A 23,250-nucleotide genomic window follows, 5' to 3' on the forward strand; every position below is an offset into this window, starting at 1 on the left:
CAACAAACCCATCAGGAATCGACTCATGATCCGAAAGACACTGACTCTGGCTCCCCTCGCGCTTTTCGCGACCCTCGGCCACGCGGCCGAAACCGTCAAGATCTACAACTGGTCGGAATACATCGCCCCGGACACCACCAAAAACTTCCAGAAAGAAACCGGCATCGCGTTCAGCTACGACGTCTTCGACAGCAATGAAACCCTCGATGGCAAATTGATGACCGGCAAATCCGGCTACGACGTGGTGTTTCCGTCGAACCACTTCATGGCGCGGCAGATTCAAGGCGTGGCGCTGAAGAAGCTCGACAAGAGCCAACTGCCGAACTGGAAAAATCTCAACCCGGCGCTGCTCAAGGCCTTGCAAACCAACGATCCGGGCAATGAACACGGCTTCCCGTACCTCTGGGGCAGCACCGGCATCGGTTACAACATCGCCAAGGTCAAGGCCGTGTTGGGTGATAACGCGCCAGTGGACTCCTGGGACCTGATTTTCAAACCCGAAAACATGCAAAAGCTGCAGAAGTGCGGCGTGGCCATCCTCGATAACGGGCCCGAACTGTTGCCGGCGGCCCTGAACTACCTGGGCCTGCCGCATCACAGCAAAAACCCGGAAGACTACAAAAAGGCTGAAGCGCTGCTGATGAAAGTCCGCCCGTATGTCAGCTACTTCCACTCGTCCAAGTACACCAGCGACCTGGCTAACGGCGACATCTGCGTGGCCGTCGGCTTCTCCGGTGACATTCTGCAAGCTGAAAACCGCGCGAAAGAAGCCAGGAACGGCGTCGACATCGGCTATTCGATTCCCAAGGAAGGCGCCGCGATCTGGTTCGACATGGTCGCCATGCCGGTAGACGCCCCGGACGAAAAGGCCGGTTATGCCTTCATGAACTACCTGCTGCGCCCGGACGTCATGGCCAGCATCAGCAACTACGTGCACTACGCCAACGGTAACGAACAGGCCGACAGCCTGATCGACCCGGCGATCAAGAATGACACCAAGGTCTACCCGAGCCCGGACATGATGGGGAAATTGTTTGCGCTGGAGGCGATGCCGCTGAACATTGACCGGGTTCGTACGCGGGTCTGGAACAAGATTCGAACCGGGAGCTGAGGGATTAGAGATGTTCAGAACGCAAGCGTTAGCTTTCGTTCGTGGAAGCCGAGCTGCCTGATATCACGAAAAAGTATAACTAACTGTCATTTATGACAGTCACAAAGCTCTCGTGCGATTGGTTCAATGCTTTGACGGCTGATGGCCGTCAGGGAGGACTGATTTTTAATCGAGGATTTGTTATGTCTACGCAAACGGATGTCATGAAGGGGACGGTCACCGAAGAGGGTGCCGAAGAGATCGAATATCTGGCTACGCACGTGGGTAGGGCAGAACCGCAAGGCCAACTCCATGTTTGGGGAATAATGGTTGACGGGGAGCAAGGAGAGGTGCCAGGGGCCGGCAAATCAATTAGTTTTACTCTTGATAACAATGACTTACCTGGCGGCACATACGATGTGAACAGCCGTGAGGTAGTAAGCGCATCCTACATCATTCAACCTTTTGGTCCCGTTTTTGAAGCAGAGAAGGGGTTCATCGAGATTGAGAGGCACACTGGCGAACCACTTCGCATTAACGGGCGCATGGCGTTCCGCGCGAGAGCCAAGAACGGCAGGTACGTTGATGTCAATGTGGTGTATGCGATAGAAGGCATCGATGTGCCGCCTGGACGCAAAAAGCTTCAGGATTGATCTATCAGTGGAGAGCGGCGGGATTTATCTGGTCGGTAATTCCTTCCGCGACCTTGTTACACGCAGTACTCACCAAACGTTTAATTGATTGATGGCAATGCGCTGGCACTCATATTAATAAGTTCAGCAAAGTGAGACCCCATCGACAAAAAGCAACTTACCTCTATTTAATAATTAAATATCAAATTGTCAGACAATTTGCGCAAACCGCCATCTAACAAACAATATTTCGACAGCACAGGCATTGTTTCCGGGTACTTGCAGGAACAACTCAATTTGACGTCAAAAAAAATGTAGACGTTTGATTTCAAATTGTGTCAGTTTTCTTTCGCCTTCATTGGGCGAGTGATAGGACGATCTCGCCAGAGATCGTTGCTGTCTGACAAAAAAACTGTTCCATAGCTAAACAAGGAAGTGTGTTTATGTCGAAAGTAAAAGACAACGCTATTGATACCGCCGCACAGGCGTTCCAGCCACTGCAAGCATTGGCTGCATCCAGTTCTGCGTTCAACCAGATCAATAGCTTCAGCCATCAGTATGATCGGGGCGGTAACCTCACGGTCAATGGCAAACCCTCCTTCTCCGTCGACCAGGCAGCGACCCAGTTGCTGCGCGATGGTGCTGCCTACCAGGACAAGGACGGCAGCGGCAAAATCGAACTCACCTACACGTTCCTGACCTCTGCGTCGTCGAGCACCATGAACAAGCACGGGATTACCGGGTTCAGCCAGTTCAGCGCTCAGCAGAAAGGCCAGGCCGTTCTGGCCATGCAATCCTGGGCCGACGTGGCCAATGTCACGTTCACCGACAAGGCCACGGGTGGCGACGGTCACATGACCTTCGGCAACTACAGCGGCGGCCAGGATGGCGCGGCGGCCTTCGCCTATCTGCCTGGTACGGGCGCAGGTTACGACGGTACTTCCTGGTACCTGACCAACAGCAGCTACACGCCAAACAAAACGCCGGACCTGAACAATTACGGCCGACAAACCCTGACCCACGAAATCGGTCACACCCTGGGCCTTGCCCATCCTGGCGACTACAACGCCGGCGAGGGTGCTCCGACCTACAACGACGCGTCCTACGGGCAAGACACCCGCGGTTACAGCGTCATGAGCTACTGGAGTGAAAGCAATACCAGCCAGAACTTCAGCAAGGGCGGCGTCGAAGCTTATTCGTCCGGTCCGCTGATGGACGATATCGCGGCCATCCAAAAGCTCTACGGCGCCAACACCACCACCCGCACCGGTGACACCACTTACGGCTTCAACTCCAACGCCGGGCGCGACTTCCTGAGCGCGACTTCGTCGTCGGACAAGGTTGTGTTTTCGGTATGGGATGCGGGCGGCAAGGACACCCTGGACTTCTCCGGTTTTACCCAAAACCAGAAGATCAACCTCAATGAGGCCTCGTTCTCCGACGTTGGCGGCATGGTGGGTAACGTGTCCATCGCCAAGGGCGTCACCGTCGAGAACGCTATCGGCGGTTCGGGCAGCGACCTGCTGATCGGCAACAGCGTGTCCAACGAACTGAAGGGCGGTGCCGGCAACGACATCCTCTTCGGCGCGGGCGGCGCGGACAAACTGTGGGGTGGCGCCGGTTCGGACACCTTCGTATTCGCCGCCAGCAGCGATTCCAAACCCGGTGCTATCGACCAGATCCTCGATTTTGTCAGCGGCCTGGACAAGATCGACCTGACCGGCATCACCAACGGCGCTGGCCTGCATTTCGTGAACTCGTTCACCGGTGCGGCAGGCGATGCGGTGTTGACCTCTTCGGGCGGCAACAGCCTGTTGTCGGTGGACTTCTCCGGGCATGGGGTGGCTGATTTCCTGGTCAGCACCGTGGGCCAGGCGGCTTACTCCGACATCGCTGCGTGATGTGAGGTGAAAAGGAGGGCGGCGCAGACGCGCTGCTCTCTGCCCCTTGATTGGAGTAAAGCGCCTTATGATCCATAACCGCTTCACCTGCAGAACAACCGCGTGGCTATTGGCGACGTTCATGATGATTTTTGGAGATGTAGCCATGGCGAGCAGCCTGAAATTAGCAGACCCCTCGGAACTGGCCGGCAAATGGCAGGCGACCCTGATCGCCAAAGATGACTCGCCAGAGTCCCAGGCGTTGCAGGACAAACCGTCCAACGTCTGTGTCATCGACTTTCAACCGAAACAGACACTGGGCGAGGGCGCCGATTGTCTCAGCGCCTGGCTGGACGGTGAATCTGCGATTGGCTGGTTCCCTGAGCCGGATGGCCTGGCGATCACCGGCAAAGAAGGTTCGAAGATTCTATTTCTCAGCCGCCAACGCGACGGATCGTATAAAGCCACCTTGAAATCCGATCTGGTCATAACACTTGTGCGCCAGGTGCAATAACACGATTCGAATAGAGCGCTAGTCATTGCCGGCATAAGCACAACACAACTAGTGGAAGCGCTCTGTCGCCCACGAAAAGTTGTTATTAGTTTGTAAGCGCTATCGCAAGGCCTATATCCGCCCCTGCGCGGACAGTTAATGGAAACTTCGCCAGAAAAGGGCGGGGAATAACACCTCAGGAATAACCCATGAAGATGGCAAAGAGCCCGGCCACCGCACCTTTATTCAAAGCGCTGGGCGACTACAAGAGCATCCTGGTCAGCGTCGGTTGTTTTACCGCGTTAATTAACGTGCTGATGCTGGTCCCGTCGATTTACATGCTTCAGGTCTACGACCGTGTGCTGTCTTCGCAAAATGAAACCACCCTGGCGATGCTGTCGTTGATGGTGGTCGGGTTCTTTGCCTTCATCGGTTTGCTTGAGATCGTGCGCAGCTTCATCGTGATCCGCATCGGCAGCCAACTGGAGCGCCGCTTCAACCTGCGGGTCTATCAGGCCGCATTCGAGCGCAACCTGTTTCGGGGCGAGGGCAACGCCGGGCAAGCGTTGGGGGACCTGACGCAAATTCGCCAATTCGTCACCGGCCCTGCGCTGTTTGCCTTCTTCGATGCGCCGTGGTTTCCGGTCTATCTGTTCGTGATCTACCTGTTCAATGTCTGGCTCGGCGTGTTTGCGACGGTGGGCACGGTGCTGTTGATCGGCCTGGCTTGCCTCAACGAGACAATGACCAAAAAGCCCTTGGGCGAAGCCGCAGGGTTTTCCCAGAAATCCAGCCAACTGGCCACCAGTCACCTGCACAACGCCGAAACCATTCAGGCCATGGGCATGCTCGGGGTATTGCGTACACGTTGGTTCCAGGTCCATTCACGTTTCCTCGGCTTGCAGAACCAGGCCAGCGACACCGGTGCCGTCATCAGCTCCCTGAGCAAAACCCTGCGCCTGTGCCTGCAATCGTTGGTGCTGGGGCTGGGTGCATTGCTGGTGATCAAGGGGGATATGACGGCCGGGATGATGATCGCCGGCTCCATCCTGATGGGCCGCGTCCTGAGCCCCATCGACCAATTGATCGCCGTGTGGAAGCAGTGGAGCGGCGCCAAGCTCGCTTACCGTCGTCTTGATTCGTTGCTGCAAGCCTTTCCACCCAGTGATGAAGCCATGGCGCTGCCGGCGCCGAAGGGTCAGATCAGCTTCGAGCAGGTCAGTGCCGCGCCGCCGGGGCAACGGGCCGCCACGCTGCATTTGGTCAATTTCAGCCTCGGTGCCGGGGAAGTGCTCGGGGTGCTCGGGGCCTCCGGTTCTGGCAAATCGACATTGGCCCGGGTGCTGGTCGGCGTCTGGCCGACGCTGGGCGGGACGGTGCGGCTCGACGGCGCGGACATTCATCGCTGGAACCGCGACGATCTTGGTCCCTACATCGGTTATCTGCCGCAAGACATCGAGCTGTTCAGCGGCAGCATCGCTGAAAACATCGCCCGGTTCAGCGAGGCGGACCCGCAAAAAATCGTTGAAGCCGCGCAGCAGGCCGGCGTTCACGAACTGATTCTGCGCATGCCGCAAGGCTACGACACCGTGCTCGGCGAGGACGGCAGCGGTTTGTCCGGGGGGCAGAAGCAGCGTGTGGCACTGGCGCGGGCGTTGTACGGCAACCCGCGCCTGGTGGTGCTGGATGAACCCAATTCCAACCTCGACACCGTGGGCGAAGCCGCATTGGCCAGCGCCATTGCGCAAATGAAAACCCAAGGCACCAGCGTGATTCTGGTGACCCATCGCTCCTCGGCACTGGCCCAGGCCGACAAACTGCTGGTGCTCAACGAGGGGCGCCTGCAAGCCTTCGGCGCAAGCCAGGACGTGCTCAAGGCACTCGCGGCCAATCAGGAGCAGCAGCGGGAAAAAACCGCGCCAGCACCGGGCGGGCTCAGCATGAGCCGGCAGTATCAGCCCTCGACAAGGAATTCGGGCGTATGAGCAACATCAGCGAAGCCACCATGGAACACGACTACATCGCAGAACGCCCTGAGCGCGACGCGCGTTTCTTCGTCCGCATGGGCTGGATTCTGGCGATCGTCGGCGCCGGCAGTTTCTTCACCTGGGCCAGTCTTGCGCCGCTTGACCAAGGCATTCCCGTGCAAGGCACGGTCGTAGTGTCGGGCAAGCGCAAAGCCGTGCAATCGATGAGCAGTGGCGTGGTCAGCCAGATTCTGGTGCGCGAGGGTCAAGTGGTGAAGCAGGGCCAGCCATTGTTCCAGCTCGACCAGACTCAAGTCGCGGCTGACGTGCAATCGCTGCAAGCGCAATACCGCATGGCCTGGGCCAGTCTGGCGCGGTGGCAGAGTGAACGGGACAACCTCAAACAGGTGAGTTTCCCCGCTGAACTGAGCAACAATCCTGACCCGCGCCTGGCCTTGGTGCTGGAAGGTCAACGGCAGTTGTTCAGCAGCCGCCGTGAAGCGTTTTCCCGCGAACAGGCTGCCTTGCGCGCCAGTATTGAAGGCGCCAGTGCACAACTGGCCGGCATGCGCCGCGCCCGCACGGACTTGACTGCCCAGGCCAGTTCTCTGCAACAACAGCTGAGCAACCTTCAGCCCCTGGCGGATAACGGTTACATCCCGCGTAATCGGTTGATGGAGTACCAGCGTCAGCTGTCACAGGTTCAGCAACAATTGGCGGAAAACAGCGGCGACAGCGGCCGTGTCGAACAGGGCATCCTCGAATCGCGGCTGAAACTGCAACAGCACATCGAGGAATACCAGAAAGAGGTCCGCACCCAACTGGCCGATGCGCAATTGAAAAGCGTGACGCTGGAAGAGCAACTGACTTCCGCCGGGTTCGATCTGCAACACAGCGAGATCATCGCCACCGCCGATGGCATTGCGGTCAACCTCGGTGTTCACACCGTCGGCGCGGTGGTGCGTCAGGGCGAAACCCTGCTGGAGATCGTGCCTCAGGGGACGAGTCTGGAGGTGGAAGGGCACCTGCCGATCAACCTGGTCGACAAGGTCGGCACGCACTTGCCGGTGGACATCTTGTTCACCGCGTTCAACCAGAGCCGCACGCCGCGGGTGCCCGGCGAAGTCAGCCTGATCTCCGCCGACCAGATGATCGACGAGAAAACCGGTGCGCCGTATTACGTCCTGCGCAGCAGCGTCAGTAATCAGGCCATGGAAAAACTCAACGGTCTGGTGATCAAGCCTGGCATGCCGGCGGAAATGTTCGTGCGCACCGGTGAACGTTCGCTCCTCAACTATTTGTTCAAACCGCTGCTCGACCGGGCAGGTTCCGCGTTGACTGAGGAATAAGGATGTTCCGCTGTATGAATAAGCTTTCCATGCTCGCAGCGACCCTGGCGTTGCTGACCTGCAACAGTGTGCTGGCGATGGGACCGTTCGACATCTACGAACAAGCATTGCGCAATGATCCGGTGTTTCTCGGCGCCATCAAGGAACGCGATGCCGGCCTTGAAAACCGCGCCATCGGCCGCGCCGGGCTGTTGCCCAGGATCGGTTACAACTACAACAAGGGGCGCAACTCCTCCAAGGCCACCGCGCTCAATGAGCGCGGGCAGAACCGCACCGATGATCGCAACTACAGCAGTTACGGCTCGACCCTGACGCTGCAACAACCGCTGCTCGACTACGAGGCTTACGCGTCGTACCGCAAAGGTGTGGCGCAATCGCTGTTTGCCGACGAAGCCTTTCGCGGCAAGAGCCAGGAATTGCTGGTTCGGGTACTGGAGCATTACACCCAGGCGCTGTTCGCTCAGGATCAGATCGACATCGCGCAAGCCAAGAAAAAGGCTTTCGAGCAACAGTTCCAGCAGAACGAGCACATGTTCCGGCAGGGCGAGGGCACGCGGACCGACATCCTTGAGGCCGAGTCCCGCTATGAACTGGCCACGGCCGAGGAAATCGAAGCCCGTGATGAGCAGGACGCGTCGTTACGAGAACTGGGCGCGCTGATTGGCGTGCCGGCGATCAACATCGGGGATTTGGCGCCGCTGGATCAGAGTTTCCAGACCTTCACTCTGCAGCCGGCCAATTACGACACCTGGCATGAGATGGCCGTGGCCAACAACCCGAACCTGGCTTCGCAACGCCATGCCGTGGAAGTCGCGCGTTATGAAGTCGAACGCAACCGCGCCGGGCACCTGCCCAAAGTTAGCGCCTACGCCTCGATGCGCCAGAACGAGTCGGAAAGCGGCAACACCTACAACCAGCGTTACGACACCAACACCATCGGGATTGAAGTCAGCGTGCCGTTGTACGCCGGCGGCGGGGTCTCGGCCTCGACTCGCCAGGCCAGCCGCACCATGGAGCAGGCCGAGTACGAACTGGACGGCAAGACCCGGCAAACGTTGATTGAACTGCGTCGCCAGTTCAGCGCCTGCCTGTCGGGCGTGAACAAGTTGCGCGCTTATCAGAAAGCCCTGACGTCTGCCGAAGCGCTGGTGGTTTCGACCAAGCAAAGCATTTTGGGCGGTGAGCGCGTCAACCTCGATGCATTGAATGCAGAACAACAACTATTTACCACCCGCCGCGATCTGGCACAGGCACGCTACGACTACTTGATGGCCTGGACCAAGCTGCATTACTACGCCGGGACGTTAAATGAGCAGGATTTGGCCAAGGTTGACGAGACGTTCGGCCAAGGTCCGAGAACGCAATAAATGCCCCAAAAAAACAAAAAAAGCGAGAAGTGAACATGGACGTACAGATCAAGCCAATGTCGGTCGGCACGCTATTACTCCTGGTGTCAGCAATGCCGGTCTCGGTGCAAGCCGCTTACCTGGAAACCGGCACACCCGGTGATGCCGCCAGTTGGCGCACGGCGGAGTTCCAGCGCGACTGGGGACTCGCCCGTATGCAAGCCGATCAAGCCTACGCCGCCGGCATCACGGGCAAAGGCGTGAAAATCGGCGAGCTCGATTCAGGCTTCGATGCTGCCCATCCCGAATTCGCTACCGACCGTTACCACGGGGTGACCGCCAGCGGCAGCTACGTTGACGGCTCCCGGTTCAATGTCGACGGCACACTCAACGCCAACAACGACTCCCATGGCACACACGTCGCCGGCACCATCGGTGCCTCGCGCGACGGCACCGGCATGCACGGCGTGGCCTACGACGCGCAGGTCTACGTCGGCAACACCAACAAAAACGACAGCTTCCTGTTCGGCCCCAACCCTGATCCACGCTACTTCAAAGCGGTCTATAACGCGTTGGCGGATGCCGGTGTGCGAGCGATCAACAACAGCTGGGGCAGCCAGCCACCGGATGTCAGCTATCGGACCCTCGACGATCTGCAGGCGGCCTACGCCCAGCACTGGAACAAAGGCACCTGGATCGACGAGGCCGCAGGCGTTTCCCGGCGCGGCGTGATCAACGTGTTCAGCGCCGGTAACAGCGGTTACCCCAACGCCAGCGTGCGTTCAGCCTTGCCGTATTTTGAGCCGGACCTGGAAGGCCACTGGCTGGCGGTGTCGGGGCTGGATCAAAGCAACCAACAAAAATACAACCAGTGCGGGATCGCCAAGTATTGGTGCATCACCACGCCCGGCGCGAAGATCGACAGCACCATTCCCGGCGCAGGCTATGCAATCAAGTCCGGCACCTCCATGTCCGCGCCGCATGCCACCGGTGCCCTGGCGCTGGTGATGGAACGCTATCCGTACATGAACAACCAGCAGGCGCTGGAAACCCTGCTGACCACCGCCACCCAACTCGACGGTTCGATCACCGAGGCGCCGAATACCCGCGTCGGCTGGGGCGTGGCTAACCTCGAACGGGCGATGCACGGGCCGGGGCAATTGCTCGGACGTTTCGACGCCAATCTGGGGGCAGGGCAGAGCGATGTCTGGAGCAACGACATCACCGACAAGGCGCTGATTCAGCGTCAGCGCGAAGACGCGGCGGAACACAGTGCCTGGCAACAGACACTGAAAACCAAAGGTTGGGAGAACGGTGTACCGGTCGGTGCCAGCCAGCAGGATCAGACTAACTATGCGGTGGGCACGGCCCGGTATCTCGCCGCCGCCACTCGGGTCTACGAAGGCAGCCTGATCAAGTCCGGTGCCGGACGCCTGATGCTGACCGGCAACAGCACTTATCGCGGGCCGACCACGGTGAATGGCGGTCTGCTGTCAGTCAACGGTTCGCTGGCATCGCAAGTGACCGTCAATGACAGCGGCACGCTGGGCGGATCGGGACGCGTCGGCGCACTGACCGCCAACCGCGGCGCTACGGTTGCCCCCGGCAATTCCATTGGCACCTTGCAGGTCAGCGGCGACGTGACGTTTGCGCCGGGTTCGACCTACGCGGTGGAGCTATCGCCGACCGATAGCGACCGGATCGTCGCGGGCGGCACGGCCACGGTCAGTGGCGCGACCGTCAGCCTGTCACTGGAAAACAGTCCGACCTTGCTCAGCACTCAACAAGTGCAAAGCCTGCTCGGTCATCAGTACAACATCCTGCAAGCGGCCGGCGGCGTTCAAGGTCAGTTCGGCGCGGTGCTGCCTAACTACCTGTTCATCGGCGGCAGCCTCGATTACGCCGCCACGGGTGTTCAACTGAGTGTCGAGCGCAACGACACGACCTTCGCCAGCGTCGGCCAAACGCCCAACCAGCGCGCCGTAGCCTCCGCCGTTGAAGGGCTAGGGGCGGGCAATCCGGTTTACGAAAGCCTGCTGCTGTCGCCCACCGCGACGTCTGCCCAACAGGCGTTCCAGCAGTTGTCGGGGGAAATATATCCGGCACTGGGTTCAGTACTGATCAACGACAGCCGCTACCTGCGTGATGCGATTGGCGAGCGGCTGATTGACGCCCAAGGCACTCAAAGCAATGGCTGGATCAAGGCGCTGGGCGCCTGGGGCAAGACCGATGAGCGCCATGACACCGCCGGTTACACCACCTCGATTGGCGGCTTGCTCGCCGGGGTCGACGGGGCGCTCGATGAGCAAACCCGGATCGGCCTGGTCACCGGTTATAGCGACAGCTCGGTGAACATGGGCTCCGGCACTCACTCATCGGCCAAGGTCGACAGCTATCACCTGGGTGCTTATGCCGGCCGCGAGTCGGGTGCCTGGCGCCTGAGTGCCGGCGGTGCCTACAGCTGGCATCGGGCCGACGTCAAACGTGACCTGCAATACGGCGACGTCAGCGCCAAACAGAAAGCCAAGGTCGATGCCGGGACCACCCAAGTGTTCGGTGAAGCGGCGTATCGCCTGAACCTGCAACCTCTGGCGCTCGAACCCTTCACGAACCTGGCCTACGTGCACCTCGACACCGAAGGTTTCACCGAGAAAGGTGACGCCGCCGCACTGAAAAGCAGTGGCGACACGCGTGACGCCGTGCTCAGCACGTTGGGCGTGCGCGCATTGAAAACCGTGAACCTGTCCGGCCAGCAGAAACTGGACCTGAGCGGCAGCCTCGGCTGGCAGCACAACCTGAGCCGTACCGATTCCGCAGAGCACCTGGCGTTTGCCGGCGGCAGCACAGCGTTTTCCGTAGAGAGCTCGCCGATGGTGCGTGATGCGGCGCTGGTGGGCGCCCATGCCAGCCTGGCCCTGAGCCGGGACATCCGCTTGAACCTCGATTACACCGGCCAACTGGCCAGCCGCGAGAAAAGCCATGGCGTAGGCCTCAGCCTCAATTGGCAGTTTTAACGCAACCCCCCTGTAGCAGCTGGCGCAGTTGTGGCGAGGGGATTTATCCCCGTTGGGCTGCGAAGCGGCCCCTGTTTTTCCAGCCACACCGCGTCCAATGAATTACGACGGCTTCGCCGCCGAACGGGGCGGTGCGACGTTTCGCTAAATCCCCTCGCCACAGCTGCCACAGCTGTTACAGGGGGCGTGTTTCACAAATAAAAAATGGGTGCTTTTCAAGGCACAGGGATTTTGGCAACACAACTAAGGACGGTAACTGGATGAATAACACGCACAACAACCTTGCCTTGCTCTGCGCATTGGCCACCCTCGGTACCGCGCAAGCGGCGCCTTACGTGGAAAACGGTAGAGCAGGCGATCCCAACAGTTGGCGCAGCACTGAATTCAATGCCGATTGGGGGCTGGGAGCGGTCAACGCGCAAGAGGCCTACGCCGCCGGTTACACCGGTAAAGGTGTGAAGCTAGGGATTTTTGACCAACCGGTCTACGCCGCGCATCCGGAATTCTCCGGCTCGAACAAAGTGATCACTCTGGTCACCAGCGGCATCCGCGAATACACCGACCCGTACATCCCGGTCAAAGCCGGCGATGCGTTTCGCTACGACGGTTCGCCCTCGATCGGTTCCAACGGCAAGCTGGGTGCCCACGGCACCCACGTTGGCGGGATCGCTGCCGGCAGTCGCGATGGCGGACCGATGCATGGCGTGGCGTTTGGCGCGCAGATCATCAGTGCGGACAACGGCGATCCGGGCCCGGAAGACGGCATCATTCGCGGCAACGACGGCGCGGTCTACAAGGCCGGTTGGGATGCCTTGATCGCCAGCGGCGCGCGGATCATCAATAACAGTTGGGGCATCGGCATCACCGATCGCTTCGACCTCGGCGGACGCAACCCCGCGTACCCGCATTTCACCGTGCAAGACGCGCAATTGCAGTTCAACGAGATCCGCCCGTTGCTCGGGACCAAACCGGGCGGCGCCTACGACGGCGCCATCGCGGCGGCCCGCAGCGGTATCGTGACGATCTTCGCGGCCGGCAACGACTACAACCTCAACAACCCGGACGCCATTGCCGGCCTGGGCTATTTCGTCCCGGACATCGCGCCGAACTGGGTCACGGTGGCCGCGTTGCAGAAAAACCCGGACCTCAGCAGTCCGGACCTCTACAACATCAGCACCTTCTCATCACGCTGCGGCTACACCGCCAGCTTTTGCGTGTCTGCACCGGGCAGTAAGATCTACAGCTCGATCATCAGCGGTACCAACGCCGACAACCTGACCACCGGCTATGCCAACTACAACGGCACCTCGATGGCTGCGCCGCATGTCGCCGGTTCCATGGCCGTGCTGATGGAACGCTTCCCATACATGACCGGCGCCCAGGTCGCCAGCGTGTTGCGCACCACGGCCACCGACCTCGGTGCGCCAGGTGTCGATTCGCTGTATGGCTGGGGCATGATCAACCTGCGCAAAGGCATCGATGGCCCGGCGATGTTTGTCACCGAGCAAGACATTCCCGAGGAGTTCCGCATCCAGGGTGCCTACGGTTCGAGCCAGTTTGTCGCGGACTTGCCGGGGATCGGCGCGATCATCGACGCGGGCAAACCGACCGAACGCGTGTGCAATGACGTGCACTGCGGTCTCGACACGTGGCGCAACGACATATCCGGCCATGGTGGCCTGACCAAGCAAGGCATCGGCACGCTGGTCATGACTGGCGCCAACACCTATAGCGGCCCGACGCTGGTTAATCAGGGCCGCTTGGCAATCAACGGCTCGCTGCTCTCGGCGGTCACCGTCAACGACAGCGGGATCCTCGGCGGTAATGGCCGCATCGGCGCATTGACCGCGAAACGCGGCGGCACCGTAGCGCCAGGCAACTCCATCGGCACCTTGCAAGTGGCGGGCGACGTGACCTTCGAACCTGGCTCGACCTACGCCGTGGAGTTATCGCCGACCAGCAGCGATCAGATCGTGGCGGGCGGTAAAGCCGTGATCGACGGCGCTACCGTCAGCCTGTCCCTGGAAAACAGTCCGACCTTGCTGACCACCCGCGAAGTGAAATCCCTGCTCGGCCATCAGTACAACATTCTGCAAGCGGCCGGCGGGATCGAAGGGCGTTTCGGCGCCGTGCTCCCGGATTACCTGTTCATCGGCGGCACACTCGACTACTCGGCCAATGGCATCCAGCTGGCGGTAGAACGCAACGCAGCGTCCTTCGCCAGCGTCGGCCAAACCCCGAATCAACGCGCCGTTGCCGCGGCCGCCGAGCAACTGGGCGCCGGCAATCCGCTCTATGAAACCTTGCTGCTTTCGCCGACCGCCGCCGACGCACAACAAGCCTTTCAGCAACTGTCGGGTGAGATTCACCCAGCGATTGGCACGCTGCTGATCAACGACAGCCGTTACCTGCGCGATGCCGTCGGCGAACGCCTGCGCGAACGTGATCTGTTCAACGCGGCGGCACCCACCGATGACCGTAGCAACGCCTGGGTCAAAGTGCTTGGCGCCTGGGGCAAGAGCGATGGCGGGCATGACAACGCCAGTTCCAACAGCTCCATCGGCGGCTTGCTGGCCGGTGTCGACGGTCTGATCACTGAAGATACGCGGCTGGGTTTCTTGACCGGTTACAGCGACAGTTCGTTGAGCATGGGCGATAGCACGCATTCGTCAGCCTCCGTCGACAGCTACCACTTGGGCGCCTATCTGGGCCATGAAATCGACGCCCTGCGTTTGAGCGTCGGCGGTGCTTACAGCTGGCATCGCATTGACGTGAAGCGTGACCTGCAATTGGGCGACGTCAGCGGCAAACAGAAATCCAAACGCGATGCGACAACCGCTCAACTGTTTACCGAAGCGGCGTATCGCCTGGACCTGCAACCGCTGGCGCTGGAACCGTTCGCCAACCTGGCTTACGTGCACCTCAACAGCGACAGCTTTACCGAGAAAGGTGATGCCGCAGCGCTCAAGGGCGGTGAAGACAACCGCGACGCCGTGCTCTCGACCCTCGGCCTGCGGGCGAGCAAAGCGATTGCCCTGTCGGACAAACAGCAGCTGGAACTGTCCGGCACGCTGGGCTGGCAGCACAACCTGAGCAACACCCGTTCCGAAGATCATCTGGCCTTCGCCAACGGCAACACCGCGTTCAGCGTGCAGAGCGTTTCCCTGGATCGCAACGCCGCCGTTGTGGGTGCGCGGGCCGGTCTGGCGGTGGCGCAGGACGTTCGTTTGAGCCTGGATTACAACGGATTGCTTGGTTCTAACGAGAAAGACCACGGTGTGGGTCTGACGCTCGACTGGCAGTTCTGATTTAACGCAAAGGAAGCAAACCTATGGGACTGTTTGATTACAAAAAGGCTGACGGCAAGGCGTTGTACTCCGATGCCATCGCGCTGACGCTGTATGCGTACACACCGACTGGTCAGCCGCTGCCAGCGACCGGTTGGGCGCCGATTGGCGCCACGCAGTTGGGTTATCAAGGCACGGTCGGCGCTCAAGGCACCTTCTATGGCGAGAAGGACGGCTTCACCAGCGCCGAAGCCGAAGTACTCGGCAAGTACGACGCGGCGGGCAAGCTGATCGGTATCGGCATTGCCTTTCGTGGCACCGGCGGCCTGGGTTACAGCGACACCTTCGGCGACATGAAAAACAACCTGCTGGCCGCCGTCGGCCCGGTGGATTACGCGACGAACTACGCGAAGAATGCCTTCGACAACTTGCTCAAGGACGTTGCCGCGTTTGCGATTGCTCACGGTCTGGGCGCCAGGGATGTTTTGGTCAGTGGTCACAGTCTTGGCGGTCTGGGCGTCAACAGCCTCGCCGAACTGAGTGGCAACAACTGGGGCGGTTTCTTCAAGGAGGCCAACTACGTTGCCTTCGCCTCGCCGACCCAGAGCGCTACCGGCAACAACGTGCTGAACATCGGCTACGAGAACGATCCGGTATTTCGGGTACTCGACGGCACCACGTTCAGCAGCGGTTCCCTGGGCAAGCACGACGGACACCAGGACTCGGCGACCAACAACATCGTCAACTTCAATGACCAGTACGCGTCCACCTCACAGAACCTGGTGCCGTTCAGCATCCTCAACCCGCTGAACTGGTCGGCTCACGGTTCGTTGGGTTATGCCGACGGGTTGAACCGGGTAATCGACTCGCGTTTCTACGACCTCACCGACAAGGACTCGACGCTGATCGTGTCCAACCTGGCAGAAGCGTCCCGGGGCAAGACCTGGGTCGAGGACCTTGGTCGCAGCGGCGAACCTCACACCGGCAGCACCTTCATCATCGGCACTGACAGCAACGACCTGCTCAAGGGCGGCGCCGGCAATGACTTCATAGAAGGCCGCGACGGCAATGACCGGTTCCGCGATGACGGTGGCTACAACCTCCTGCTGGGCGGCAAGGGCAGCAACACCTTCGAATTGCAGAAGCCGTTGCAGAACTTCAGCGTTGCCAATGACGGCGACGGCACGCTGTACGTGCGTGATGCCTATGGCGGCATCAGCATGACCCGCGACATCGGCGCGCTGGTCAGTAAAGAGTCGGGCTCATGGTGGGGGAGCAAGGAGGTGACTTACAGCGTCACCGCCAACGGATTGCTCAACGGCAGTGAGCTGACCCAGTACAACCACTCGCTTAACGGTGATGCCTACGGCAACACGCTGGCAGCCAGCGTCGATGGCGACTGGTTGTTCGGCAATGCCGGCGACGACCTGCTGCGCAGCGACAAAAGCCACGTGACCTTTGTCGGTGGCGCGGGCAATGACGTGATGCAGGCCTCGGGTGGCAACAATACGTTCCTGTTCAGCGGAGCTTTCGGTTTCGACGCGATCAATGGCTACCAGGGCAGCGACAAACTGCTGTTCATGGGCGTTCAGGGCGCGGGGCAGGGCTATGACTACAAACAACACGCTTCGCAGTCGGGCCAGGACACGGTGCTGAAAATTGGCGACTTTGCCGTGACCCTGGTGGGGGTGGGACTGGATAACCTGTCGGCTTCAGGCATTACGTTTGCCTGAGGCTGCATGCACTAAATGCTCCGGGGCGCCTCGTGATCGGGCGTCCTGGTTGTGAGCTATCTCTAACAATTCCAACAAAGAGAGAGGCAATACCAATGGGTGTGTACGACTACAAAAACTTCGGTACAGCCGATTCCAAAGCGTTATTTACCGACGCGATGGCGATCACGCTGTATTCCTACCACAACCTGGATAACGGCTTTGCCACTGGCTATCAGCACAACGGCTTCGGCCTTGGCTTGCCGGCGACACTGGTGACCGCACTGATCGGTGGCACCGACTCCCAGGGCGTCATTCCCGGAATCCCCTGGAACCCCGACTCGGAAAAAGCCGCACTGGACGCGGTGCAGAAAGCCGGCTGGACGCCGATCACCGCCACGCAACTGGGCTATGCCGGCAAGGTCGATGCACGGGGAACGTTCTTCGGAGAAAAGGCCGGGTACACCAGCGCTCAGGTGGAGATCCTCGGCAAGTACGACGCGCAGGGTCATCTCAGCGAAATCGGTATCGCTTTTCGCGGCACCAGCGGCCCACGAGAAAGCCAGATCAGCGACTCCATCGGCGATGTGATCAATGATCTGCTGGCGGCGTTGGGGCCAAAGGATTATGCGAAAAACTACGTCGGCGAAGCCTTCGGTAATCTGCTCGACGATGTGGCGGCCTTTGCCCGGGCCAATGGTCTGTCGGGCAAGGACGTGCTGGTCAGCGGTCACAGCCTCGGCGGGCTGGCGGTCAACAGCCTGGCGGATTTGAGCAGCGACAAGTGGGGCGGGTTCTACCAGGATTCCAACTACATCGCCTACGCCTCGCCGACCCAAAGCAGCACCGATAAAGTGCTGAACGTCGGTTACGAGAACGACCCGGTGTACCGCGCCCTCGACGGTTCATCGTTCAACCTGTCATCGGTGGGCGTGCACGATGCCGCCAAGGTCTCGGCGACCGATAACATCGTCAGCTTCAATGACCACTACGCTTCGACCGCGTGGAATGTGCTGCCATTTTCCATCCTCAACATCCCGACCTGGATCTCGCACTTGCCCACCGCCTATGGCGACGGCATGAACCGGGTGATCGAGTCGAAGTTCTACGACCTGACCAGCAAAGACTCGACGATCATCGTTGCCAATCTGTCGGACCCGGCGCGCGCCAACACGTGGGTTCAGGATCTGAATCGCAACGCTGAAACCCACAAGGGCAGCACCTTCATCATCGGCAGCGACGGCAGCGATCTGATCCAGGGTGGCCGGGGCAACGACTATCTGGAAGGCCGCGATGGCGACGACACCTTCCGCGACGGTGGTGGCTACAACATCCTGTTGGGCGGCAAGGGCAACAACGTGCTGGACGTGCAGCAGTCGGTCAAAAACTTCGACTTCGCCAATGACGGCGCCGGCAACCTGTACATCCGCGACGCCAATGGCGGCATCAGCATGACCCGCGACATCGGCAGCATTGTGACCCAGGAGCCGGGGTTTCTGTGGGGGCTGTTCAAGGATGACGTGATCCACAGCGTCACTGCCGACGGCCTTAAGGCGGGCGCCAACCTGACTCAGTACGCGTCAACGGTGAAGGGCGGGGCCGGCGCCGATACGCTCACGGCTCATGCCGGTGGTGATTGGTTGTTCGGGCTGGACGGCAATGATCATTTGCTCGGCGGCAACGGTAACGACGTGTTTGTCGGCGGGACGGGCAATGATTTGTTGGAGTCGGGAGGCGGAATCGATACGTTCCTGTTTAGCGGCGCGTTTGGTCAGGACCGGGTGGTTGGCTACCAGGCCAGCGACAAACTGGTGTTTGTCGGGGTTCAGGGTGTGACGCCGAACGATGACTATCGGGCGCATGCAACGGCGGTGGGGCACGACACGGTGCTGACGTTTGGGGGGGATTCGGTGACGTTGGTTGGGGTTGGGCTGGATAGTCTGTCGGGCTCAGGGGTGGTTATCGCCTGAGGGTGATTTGCTGGCTGTAAGGGCCCCATCGCGAGCAGGCTCGCTCCCACATTGGATCTGTGGTGTTCACAAAGCCCCTGTGGGAGCGAGCCTGCTCGCGATGAAGTTGACGCGGTCCTCAGTCTTCCTTTCGGATCGTGCTCACGTCATCGGCCTTGACCTTCACTTTCGCCCCGGAAATATCTTCGAACTCGAAGAAACCGTCCTTGGTCTTGGTTTTCGGCATGTCCTTGGTCAAATACTGGGTGCCGTTCTGCAGCGTCACAACCGTTGGCGTGGAGCAACCGGCCAGGGCCAGAAAGGCCGCTACCGCCAAGGGCAAACCCAGAGTCTTGATATTCATAACCACCTCTCATCCTTCAAAAAAAACAGCGCGACTGCCACGAACGAAATCAATCTTCGCTGTACCTCTATCGCGGTTAGGTGCAATGGAGCGGCAGAAAGTTCATAGCCACTCGAAAAATTACCGAATAACGTCGCCGCTTATCCTTTTCCGTTTGCACCAGGCGGGGCGCAGCTGGTATCTGTACGCATAACCAGTACTCGCTCGCCATGGCCCATTTTCCTGTGACTGCAAATCCTCTCGACGATCCGTTCTATTACTTGAACAACTTCATGCAAGTGCTTGATTGGCTTGAGCATCGTTATGCCGATGTGTTGAGCGTCGAAGAGCAACACTTCATCCGCGAGTTCAAGCGGTTGCCCCGTGAGTCCAGGGCACTGCTGGTCCGGATGGTGATGCGCAAGGGGATTCATTTCCGGGTGAGCAAGCTGCATTACCTCGAAATCGGTGACATCGCCATTGCCGCCGGCCCACTGCTGGCGCTGGGCTGGATCGATGAGCAATCGCCGCTGTCGATCGAAGCGCTGTTCGAGGTGCTGCTCAAGGCGGAAATTCTCCAGTGTTTTGGCACCACCATCGATCAACCCAAGGGGAAAAAGACCGATTGGCTGCCCGCACTGAGCGAACAGTTTCCCCAGGTCCAACGTTTCGGCCAGTGGTGCCCATCGCTGGATGATCGATTGTTCAGCCTGACCATCATGGGCCTGTGCGACCGGCTGCGCTTGATGTTTTTTGGCAATCTTTACCAGGACTGGTCCGAGTTCGTGCTGGCGGATCTGGGCATCTTTACCTATGAAAAAGTCGAGTTCTGCGCCGACTCCCGAGGCCTGCGCAGCCGCGACGACGTGGACGCCTGCTTCTTCCTTCATGAATGTCAGCAACATTTCGAGGCCGGCGAAGCCGTGGAAGGCATTGTCGAGCAGATCAAAGGGCGGGCGCTGAGCAATCCCTGGCTGCAAAGACGTCGCGAAAAACTGTTGTTCCAGATCGGTCAGCACTGCGAGCGTGTGGCGGATTTCTCTACCGCACTGGCGATCTACCGCGAGTGTGCCTATCCCGGCGCGCGCCTGCGGTTGATTCGCGTGTTGGAGCGCTGCGGTGAATATCAGCTGGCCATGGACCTGGCCACTGCGGTGGAGCAATCGCCGGAAAGTGCCGCCGAGCAGCAACAATTGTTGCGTGTGCTGCCCAGGCTGCGGCGCAAGTTGGGCGGTCCGGTGATAAAGCGCTCGTCTCCACGAGAAATGTTGCGCCTGGACTTGCAACTGTCCAGAACCGACCCGGCGTTGTCGGTGGAAAGTTACGTTCAGGCGCATTTGACGGAAGAGTCGGCGCCGGTGCATTACGTCGAAAACAGCCTGATCAACTCGCTGTTCGGTCTGCTGTGCTGGCCGGCGATTTTCGCGCCGTTGCCGGGGGCGTTTTTCCACCCGTTCCAGCGTGGGCCGGTGGATCTGCTCAATGAGGACTTTCACGCACGCCGCGCGGAGCTGTTCCAGGGCTGCCTGGCCGAACTCGATGACGGGCGTTACCGCCAGACGATTCGCGAACGCTATGCCAGCAAGTGGGGCGTGCAGTCGCCCTTCATGTTCTGGGGTGTGCTGAGCGAAGAATTGCTTGATCAGGCACTCGATTGCCTGCCGGCCGAACACCTCAAGCACTGGTTCAATCGACTGCTGTTGGACATCAAGGCCAATCGCGCCGGCATGCCGGACCTGATCCAGTTTTGGCCCCAGGACAAAACCTACCGGATGATCGAAGTCAAAGGTCCCGGTGATCGCCTCCAAGACAATCAATTGCGCTGGCTCGAGTTCTGCCATGAGCACCAGATGCCGATTGCCGTCTGCTACGTGCAATGGGCGGAGCAGGGCGCTTGAGTTATAGCATCGCGGTGCGGGCGCTGTGTGAATTCACCGCCAAGGTCGGTGACCTCGACCTGCGTTTTACGCCTTCGCCGACGGCGCTGGAAGGGATTGTCGGGCACCGTACGGTGGCGTCCCGGCGCAGCGAGGGCTACCAGAGTGAAGTCGCGCTTGAAGGCCTGTATCAAACGTTGAAGGTAAAGGGCCGGGCTGACGGCTACGACCCCGCGCAAAACTGCCTGGAAGAAGTCAAAACCTATCGCGGCGACTTGAGCAAGCAACCGGCTAACCACCGTCAGCTGCACTGGGCGCAGGCGAAGATTTACGGCTGGTTGATGTGCCAGAAGTTGCAGCTGACGCAGATCAATCTGGCCCTGGTGTACTTCAACATCGTCAATGAAAAGGAAACCTGCCTGGTCGAGGCATTCAGCGCCACGCAACTAAGGCTGTTCTTCGAACAACATTGCGCCTTGTTCCTGCACTGGGCCGAGCAGGAAATGGCTCATCGCGAAGGGCGTAATCGGGCGGCGCAACACCTGGCGTTTCCCCATGCCGACTTTCGACCGGGGCAACGTCATCTGGCGGAGTCGGTGTTCAAGGCGGTCAGCACCGGTCGTTGCTTGATGGCGCAGGCGCCCACGGGGATCGGCAAGACCGTCGGCACGCTGTTCCCGATGCTCAAGGCCCTGGCGCCGCAGCAACTGGACAAGGTGTTCTTCCTCACGGCGAAAACCCCGGGGCGCAAACTGGCGCTGGACGCCGCGCAAGTGATCCTCGACAGCGCCGATGCGCCACCCTTGCGAGTACTCGAAATGATCGCCCGGGACAAGGCCTGCGAGCATCCGGACAGAGCCTGTCACGGCGAATCCTGCCCGTTGGCCCAGGGGTTTTATGATCGCTTGCCCGCCGCTCGCCAGGCGGCCAGCCAATTGTCCCTGCTGAACCAGAACGCTTTGCGCGAGGTCGCCCTGCAACACGACGTCTGTCCCTACTACCTGAGCCAGGAAATGGCCCGCTGGGCAGACGTGGTAGTCGCCGATTACAACTACTACTTCGATTTCAGCGCGCTGCTGTTCGGGCTGGCCCAGGCCAATAACTGGAACGTCGCGGTGCTGGTGGACGAAGCGCACAACCTGGTGGAACGCGGCCGGCAGATGTACAGCGCCAGCCTCGACCAATCGACCCTCAACGCTGTACGAAAAACCGCTCCCGAGGCGTTGAAAAAATCCTTGCAGCGGGTCAACCGTGAGTGGAATGCCCTGCATAACCTGCAACTCGGCGCCTATCAGGCCTATGACAAGGCGCCGGAAAAACTGCTCCAGGCGTTGTCATCGTGCAGCGCGAGCATCGGCGATTACCTGAACGATCATCCGCAAGTCCTGGACGGGGCGTTACAGAACTTCTATTTCGACATGCTGCAATTTAGCCGGGTGGCTGAGCTGTTTGATGAACAGTTCCTGTTCGACATCAGCAAGCGCGACCTGGACCGTCAACGCAACCTGTCGCAGCTGTGCTTGCGCAACGTGGTGCCCGCCGGCTTCATCCGCCCACGCCTGACGGCTGCACGCAGCACCGTGCTGTTTTCCGCGACACTGAGCCCTCGCCACTACTATGCCGACCTGCTGGGTACGCCGGCGAACACGGTGTGGATAGACGTTGAATCGCCCTTTCAGGCCGATCAGCTGCAAGTGCACATCGTCAGCCAGATCTCCACGCGGTTTGTCCATCGCCAGTCATCCCTTGCGCCGATTGTCGAGCTGATTGCCCGGCAGTTCAGCCAGCGTCCCGGCAACTACCTGGCGTTTTTCAGCAGCTTTGATTATTTGCAGCAGGTGGCGCAGTTGCTGGCCGAGAAACATCCACATATCAATCTGTGGTCGCAGTCCCGGGGCATGGGGGAAGGGCAGCGACAGGACTTTCTCGATCAATTCACCGCCGAAAGTCAGGGTGTCGGTTTTGCGGTGTTGGGCGGGGCTTTTGGCGAGGGCATCGACTTGCCGGGCGCGCGCCTGATCGGAGCGTTTATCGCCACCCTGGGGCTGGCGCAACTCAACCCGGTCAACGAGCAGTTGAAACAGCGCATGGCAGCCATTTTCGGTGCCGGTTATGACTACACCTACCTGTTTCCCGGTGTGCAGAAAGTGGTGCAGGCGGCGGGGAGGGTGATCCGCACCCAGCAGGACCAAGGGGTGGTGATGTTGATCGATGACCGGTTTGGCGACAGCAAGGTCAAGCAGCTGCTGCCGCGCTGGTGGTCGATTGCTCCGAGGATTTTGCACACTATCGAGTAGGATTTTTTACTTTA

At 59.8% G+C, this 23,250-nt stretch carries 14 protein-coding genes; 13 read left to right on the plus strand and 1 reads right to left on the minus strand.

Going from position 1 to position 23,250, the window contains the following annotated elements; all coding sequences use genetic code 11:
- The first annotated feature begins 25 nt into the window (after positions 1 to 25).
- The 11 genes from IB252_RS10790 to IB252_RS10840 all read left to right on the plus strand — a co-directional run bounded on the left by IB252_RS10790 (position 26) and on the right by IB252_RS10840 (position 18,740).
- Complete coding sequence (locus tag IB252_RS10790; RefSeq protein WP_192408490.1) at positions 26 to 1,111, plus strand: polyamine ABC transporter substrate-binding protein; 1,086 nt, start codon at positions 26 to 28, stop codon at positions 1,109 to 1,111.
- 182 nt (positions 1,112 to 1,293) lie between these two features.
- Positions 1,294 to 1,743 carry a hypothetical protein gene (locus IB252_RS10795; protein WP_192408491.1) on the plus strand — a complete coding sequence of 150 codons (450 nt, stop codon included), beginning with the start codon at positions 1,294 to 1,296 and terminating at the stop codon, positions 1,741 to 1,743.
- Between the two features lie 422 nt (positions 1,744 to 2,165).
- On the plus strand, positions 2,166 to 3,623 hold the full coding sequence (locus IB252_RS10800; protein WP_192408492.1) for a serralysin family metalloprotease: 1,458 nt from the start codon (positions 2,166 to 2,168) through the stop codon (positions 3,621 to 3,623).
- A 67-nt stretch (positions 3,624 to 3,690) separates the two neighbouring features.
- Positions 3,691 to 4,116: an AprI/Inh family metalloprotease inhibitor gene (locus IB252_RS10805; protein WP_111449969.1), complete on the plus strand. Its 426-nt coding sequence runs from the start codon at positions 3,691 to 3,693 to the stop codon at positions 4,114 to 4,116.
- Positions 4,117 to 4,304: 188 nt separating this feature from the next.
- Positions 4,305 to 6,080, plus strand: a complete 1,776-nt coding sequence (locus IB252_RS10810) for a type I secretion system permease/ATPase (protein WP_192408493.1) — start codon at positions 4,305 to 4,307, stop codon at positions 6,078 to 6,080.
- The gene (locus IB252_RS10815) at positions 6,077 to 7,411 is read left to right on the plus strand and encodes an HlyD family type I secretion periplasmic adaptor subunit (RefSeq protein ID WP_192408494.1); all 1,335 of its coding nucleotides are present in this window, start codon (positions 6,077 to 6,079) and stop codon (positions 7,409 to 7,411) included. Before IB252_RS10810 ends, IB252_RS10815 begins: the two co-directional genes overlap by 4 nt.
- Positions 7,412 to 7,413: 2 nt before the next feature.
- The gene (locus IB252_RS10820; RefSeq protein WP_192408495.1) at positions 7,414 to 8,778 is read left to right on the plus strand and encodes a TolC family outer membrane protein; all 1,365 of its coding nucleotides are present in this window, start codon (positions 7,414 to 7,416) and stop codon (positions 8,776 to 8,778) included.
- A gap of 35 nt (positions 8,779 to 8,813) precedes the next feature.
- On the plus strand, positions 8,814 to 11,771 hold the full coding sequence (locus IB252_RS10825; protein WP_192408496.1) for an autotransporter serine protease: 2,958 nt from the start codon (positions 8,814 to 8,816) through the stop codon (positions 11,769 to 11,771).
- Between the two features lie 260 nt (positions 11,772 to 12,031).
- Positions 12,032 to 15,079, plus strand: a complete 3,048-nt coding sequence (locus tag IB252_RS10830) for an autotransporter serine protease (RefSeq protein ID WP_192408497.1) — start codon at positions 12,032 to 12,034, stop codon at positions 15,077 to 15,079.
- A gap of 23 nt (positions 15,080 to 15,102) precedes the next feature.
- Positions 15,103 to 16,791 (plus strand): polyurethanase, encoded by a 1,689-nt coding sequence (locus IB252_RS10835; RefSeq protein ID WP_192408498.1) that lies wholly within the window; start codon positions 15,103 to 15,105, stop codon positions 16,789 to 16,791.
- A 95-nt stretch (positions 16,792 to 16,886) separates the two neighbouring features.
- On the plus strand, positions 16,887 to 18,740 hold the full coding sequence (locus IB252_RS10840) for a polyurethanase (protein WP_192408499.1): 1,854 nt from the start codon (positions 16,887 to 16,889) through the stop codon (positions 18,738 to 18,740).
- A gap of 118 nt (positions 18,741 to 18,858) precedes the next feature.
- On the opposite strand, the gene IB252_RS10845 is transcribed toward IB252_RS10840, so the two are convergent.
- Entirely contained in the window at positions 18,859 to 19,083 is a 225-nt protein-coding gene (locus IB252_RS10845; protein WP_192408500.1) for a YgdI/YgdR family lipoprotein, read from the minus strand.
- A 209-nt stretch (positions 19,084 to 19,292) separates the two neighbouring features.
- Between IB252_RS10845 and IB252_RS10850 the strand changes: the two genes are divergently transcribed.
- Both IB252_RS10850 and IB252_RS10855 read left to right on the plus strand, forming a co-directional pair.
- Entirely contained in the window at positions 19,293 to 20,960 is a 1,668-nt protein-coding gene (locus tag IB252_RS10850) for a VRR-NUC domain-containing protein (protein ID WP_192408501.1), read from the plus strand.
- Positions 20,957 to 23,236, plus strand: a complete 2,280-nt coding sequence (locus IB252_RS10855; protein ID WP_192408502.1) for an ATP-dependent DNA helicase — start codon at positions 20,957 to 20,959, stop codon at positions 23,234 to 23,236. Before IB252_RS10850 ends, IB252_RS10855 begins: the two co-directional genes overlap by 4 nt.
- Positions 23,237 to 23,250: the final 14 nt, after the last annotated feature.

This window comes from Pseudomonas sp. PDM10 (assembly GCF_014852295.1).
In the GTDB taxonomy this organism is placed as follows: domain Bacteria; phylum Pseudomonadota; class Gammaproteobacteria; order Pseudomonadales; family Pseudomonadaceae; genus Aquipseudomonas.

Excerpts from the sequence above, each read along its gene's own strand:
- IB252_RS10805 (WP_111449969.1), top strand. The coding sequence starts at position 3,691 with ATGATCCATAACCGCTTCACCTGCAGAACAACCGCGTGGCTATTGGCG.
- IB252_RS10800 (WP_192408492.1), top strand. The coding sequence starts at position 2,166 with ATGTCGAAAGTAAAAGACAACGCTATTGATACCGCCGCACAGGCGTTC.
- IB252_RS10795 (WP_192408491.1), top strand. The coding sequence starts at position 1,294 with ATGTCTACGCAAACGGATGTCATGAAGGGGACGGTCACCGAAGAGGGT.
- IB252_RS10810 (WP_192408493.1), top strand. The coding sequence starts at position 4,305 with ATGAAGATGGCAAAGAGCCCGGCCACCGCACCTTTATTCAAAGCGCTG.
- IB252_RS10835 (WP_192408498.1), top strand. The coding sequence starts at position 15,103 with ATGGGACTGTTTGATTACAAAAAGGCTGACGGCAAGGCGTTGTACTCC.
- IB252_RS10825 (WP_192408496.1), top strand. The coding sequence starts at position 8,814 with ATGGACGTACAGATCAAGCCAATGTCGGTCGGCACGCTATTACTCCTG.
- IB252_RS10815 (WP_192408494.1), top strand. The coding sequence starts at position 6,077 with ATGAGCAACATCAGCGAAGCCACCATGGAACACGACTACATCGCAGAA.
- IB252_RS10790 (WP_192408490.1), top strand. The coding sequence starts at position 26 with ATGATCCGAAAGACACTGACTCTGGCTCCCCTCGCGCTTTTCGCGACC.
- IB252_RS10845 (WP_192408500.1), bottom strand. The coding sequence starts at position 19,083 with ATGAATATCAAGACTCTGGGTTTGCCCTTGGCGGTAGCGGCCTTTCTG.
- IB252_RS10820 (WP_192408495.1), top strand. The coding sequence starts at position 7,414 with ATGTTCCGCTGTATGAATAAGCTTTCCATGCTCGCAGCGACCCTGGCG.
- IB252_RS10830 (WP_192408497.1), top strand. The coding sequence starts at position 12,032 with ATGAATAACACGCACAACAACCTTGCCTTGCTCTGCGCATTGGCCACC.
- IB252_RS10850 (WP_192408501.1), top strand. The coding sequence starts at position 19,293 with ATGGCCCATTTTCCTGTGACTGCAAATCCTCTCGACGATCCGTTCTAT.
- IB252_RS10840 (WP_192408499.1), top strand. The coding sequence starts at position 16,887 with ATGGGTGTGTACGACTACAAAAACTTCGGTACAGCCGATTCCAAAGCG.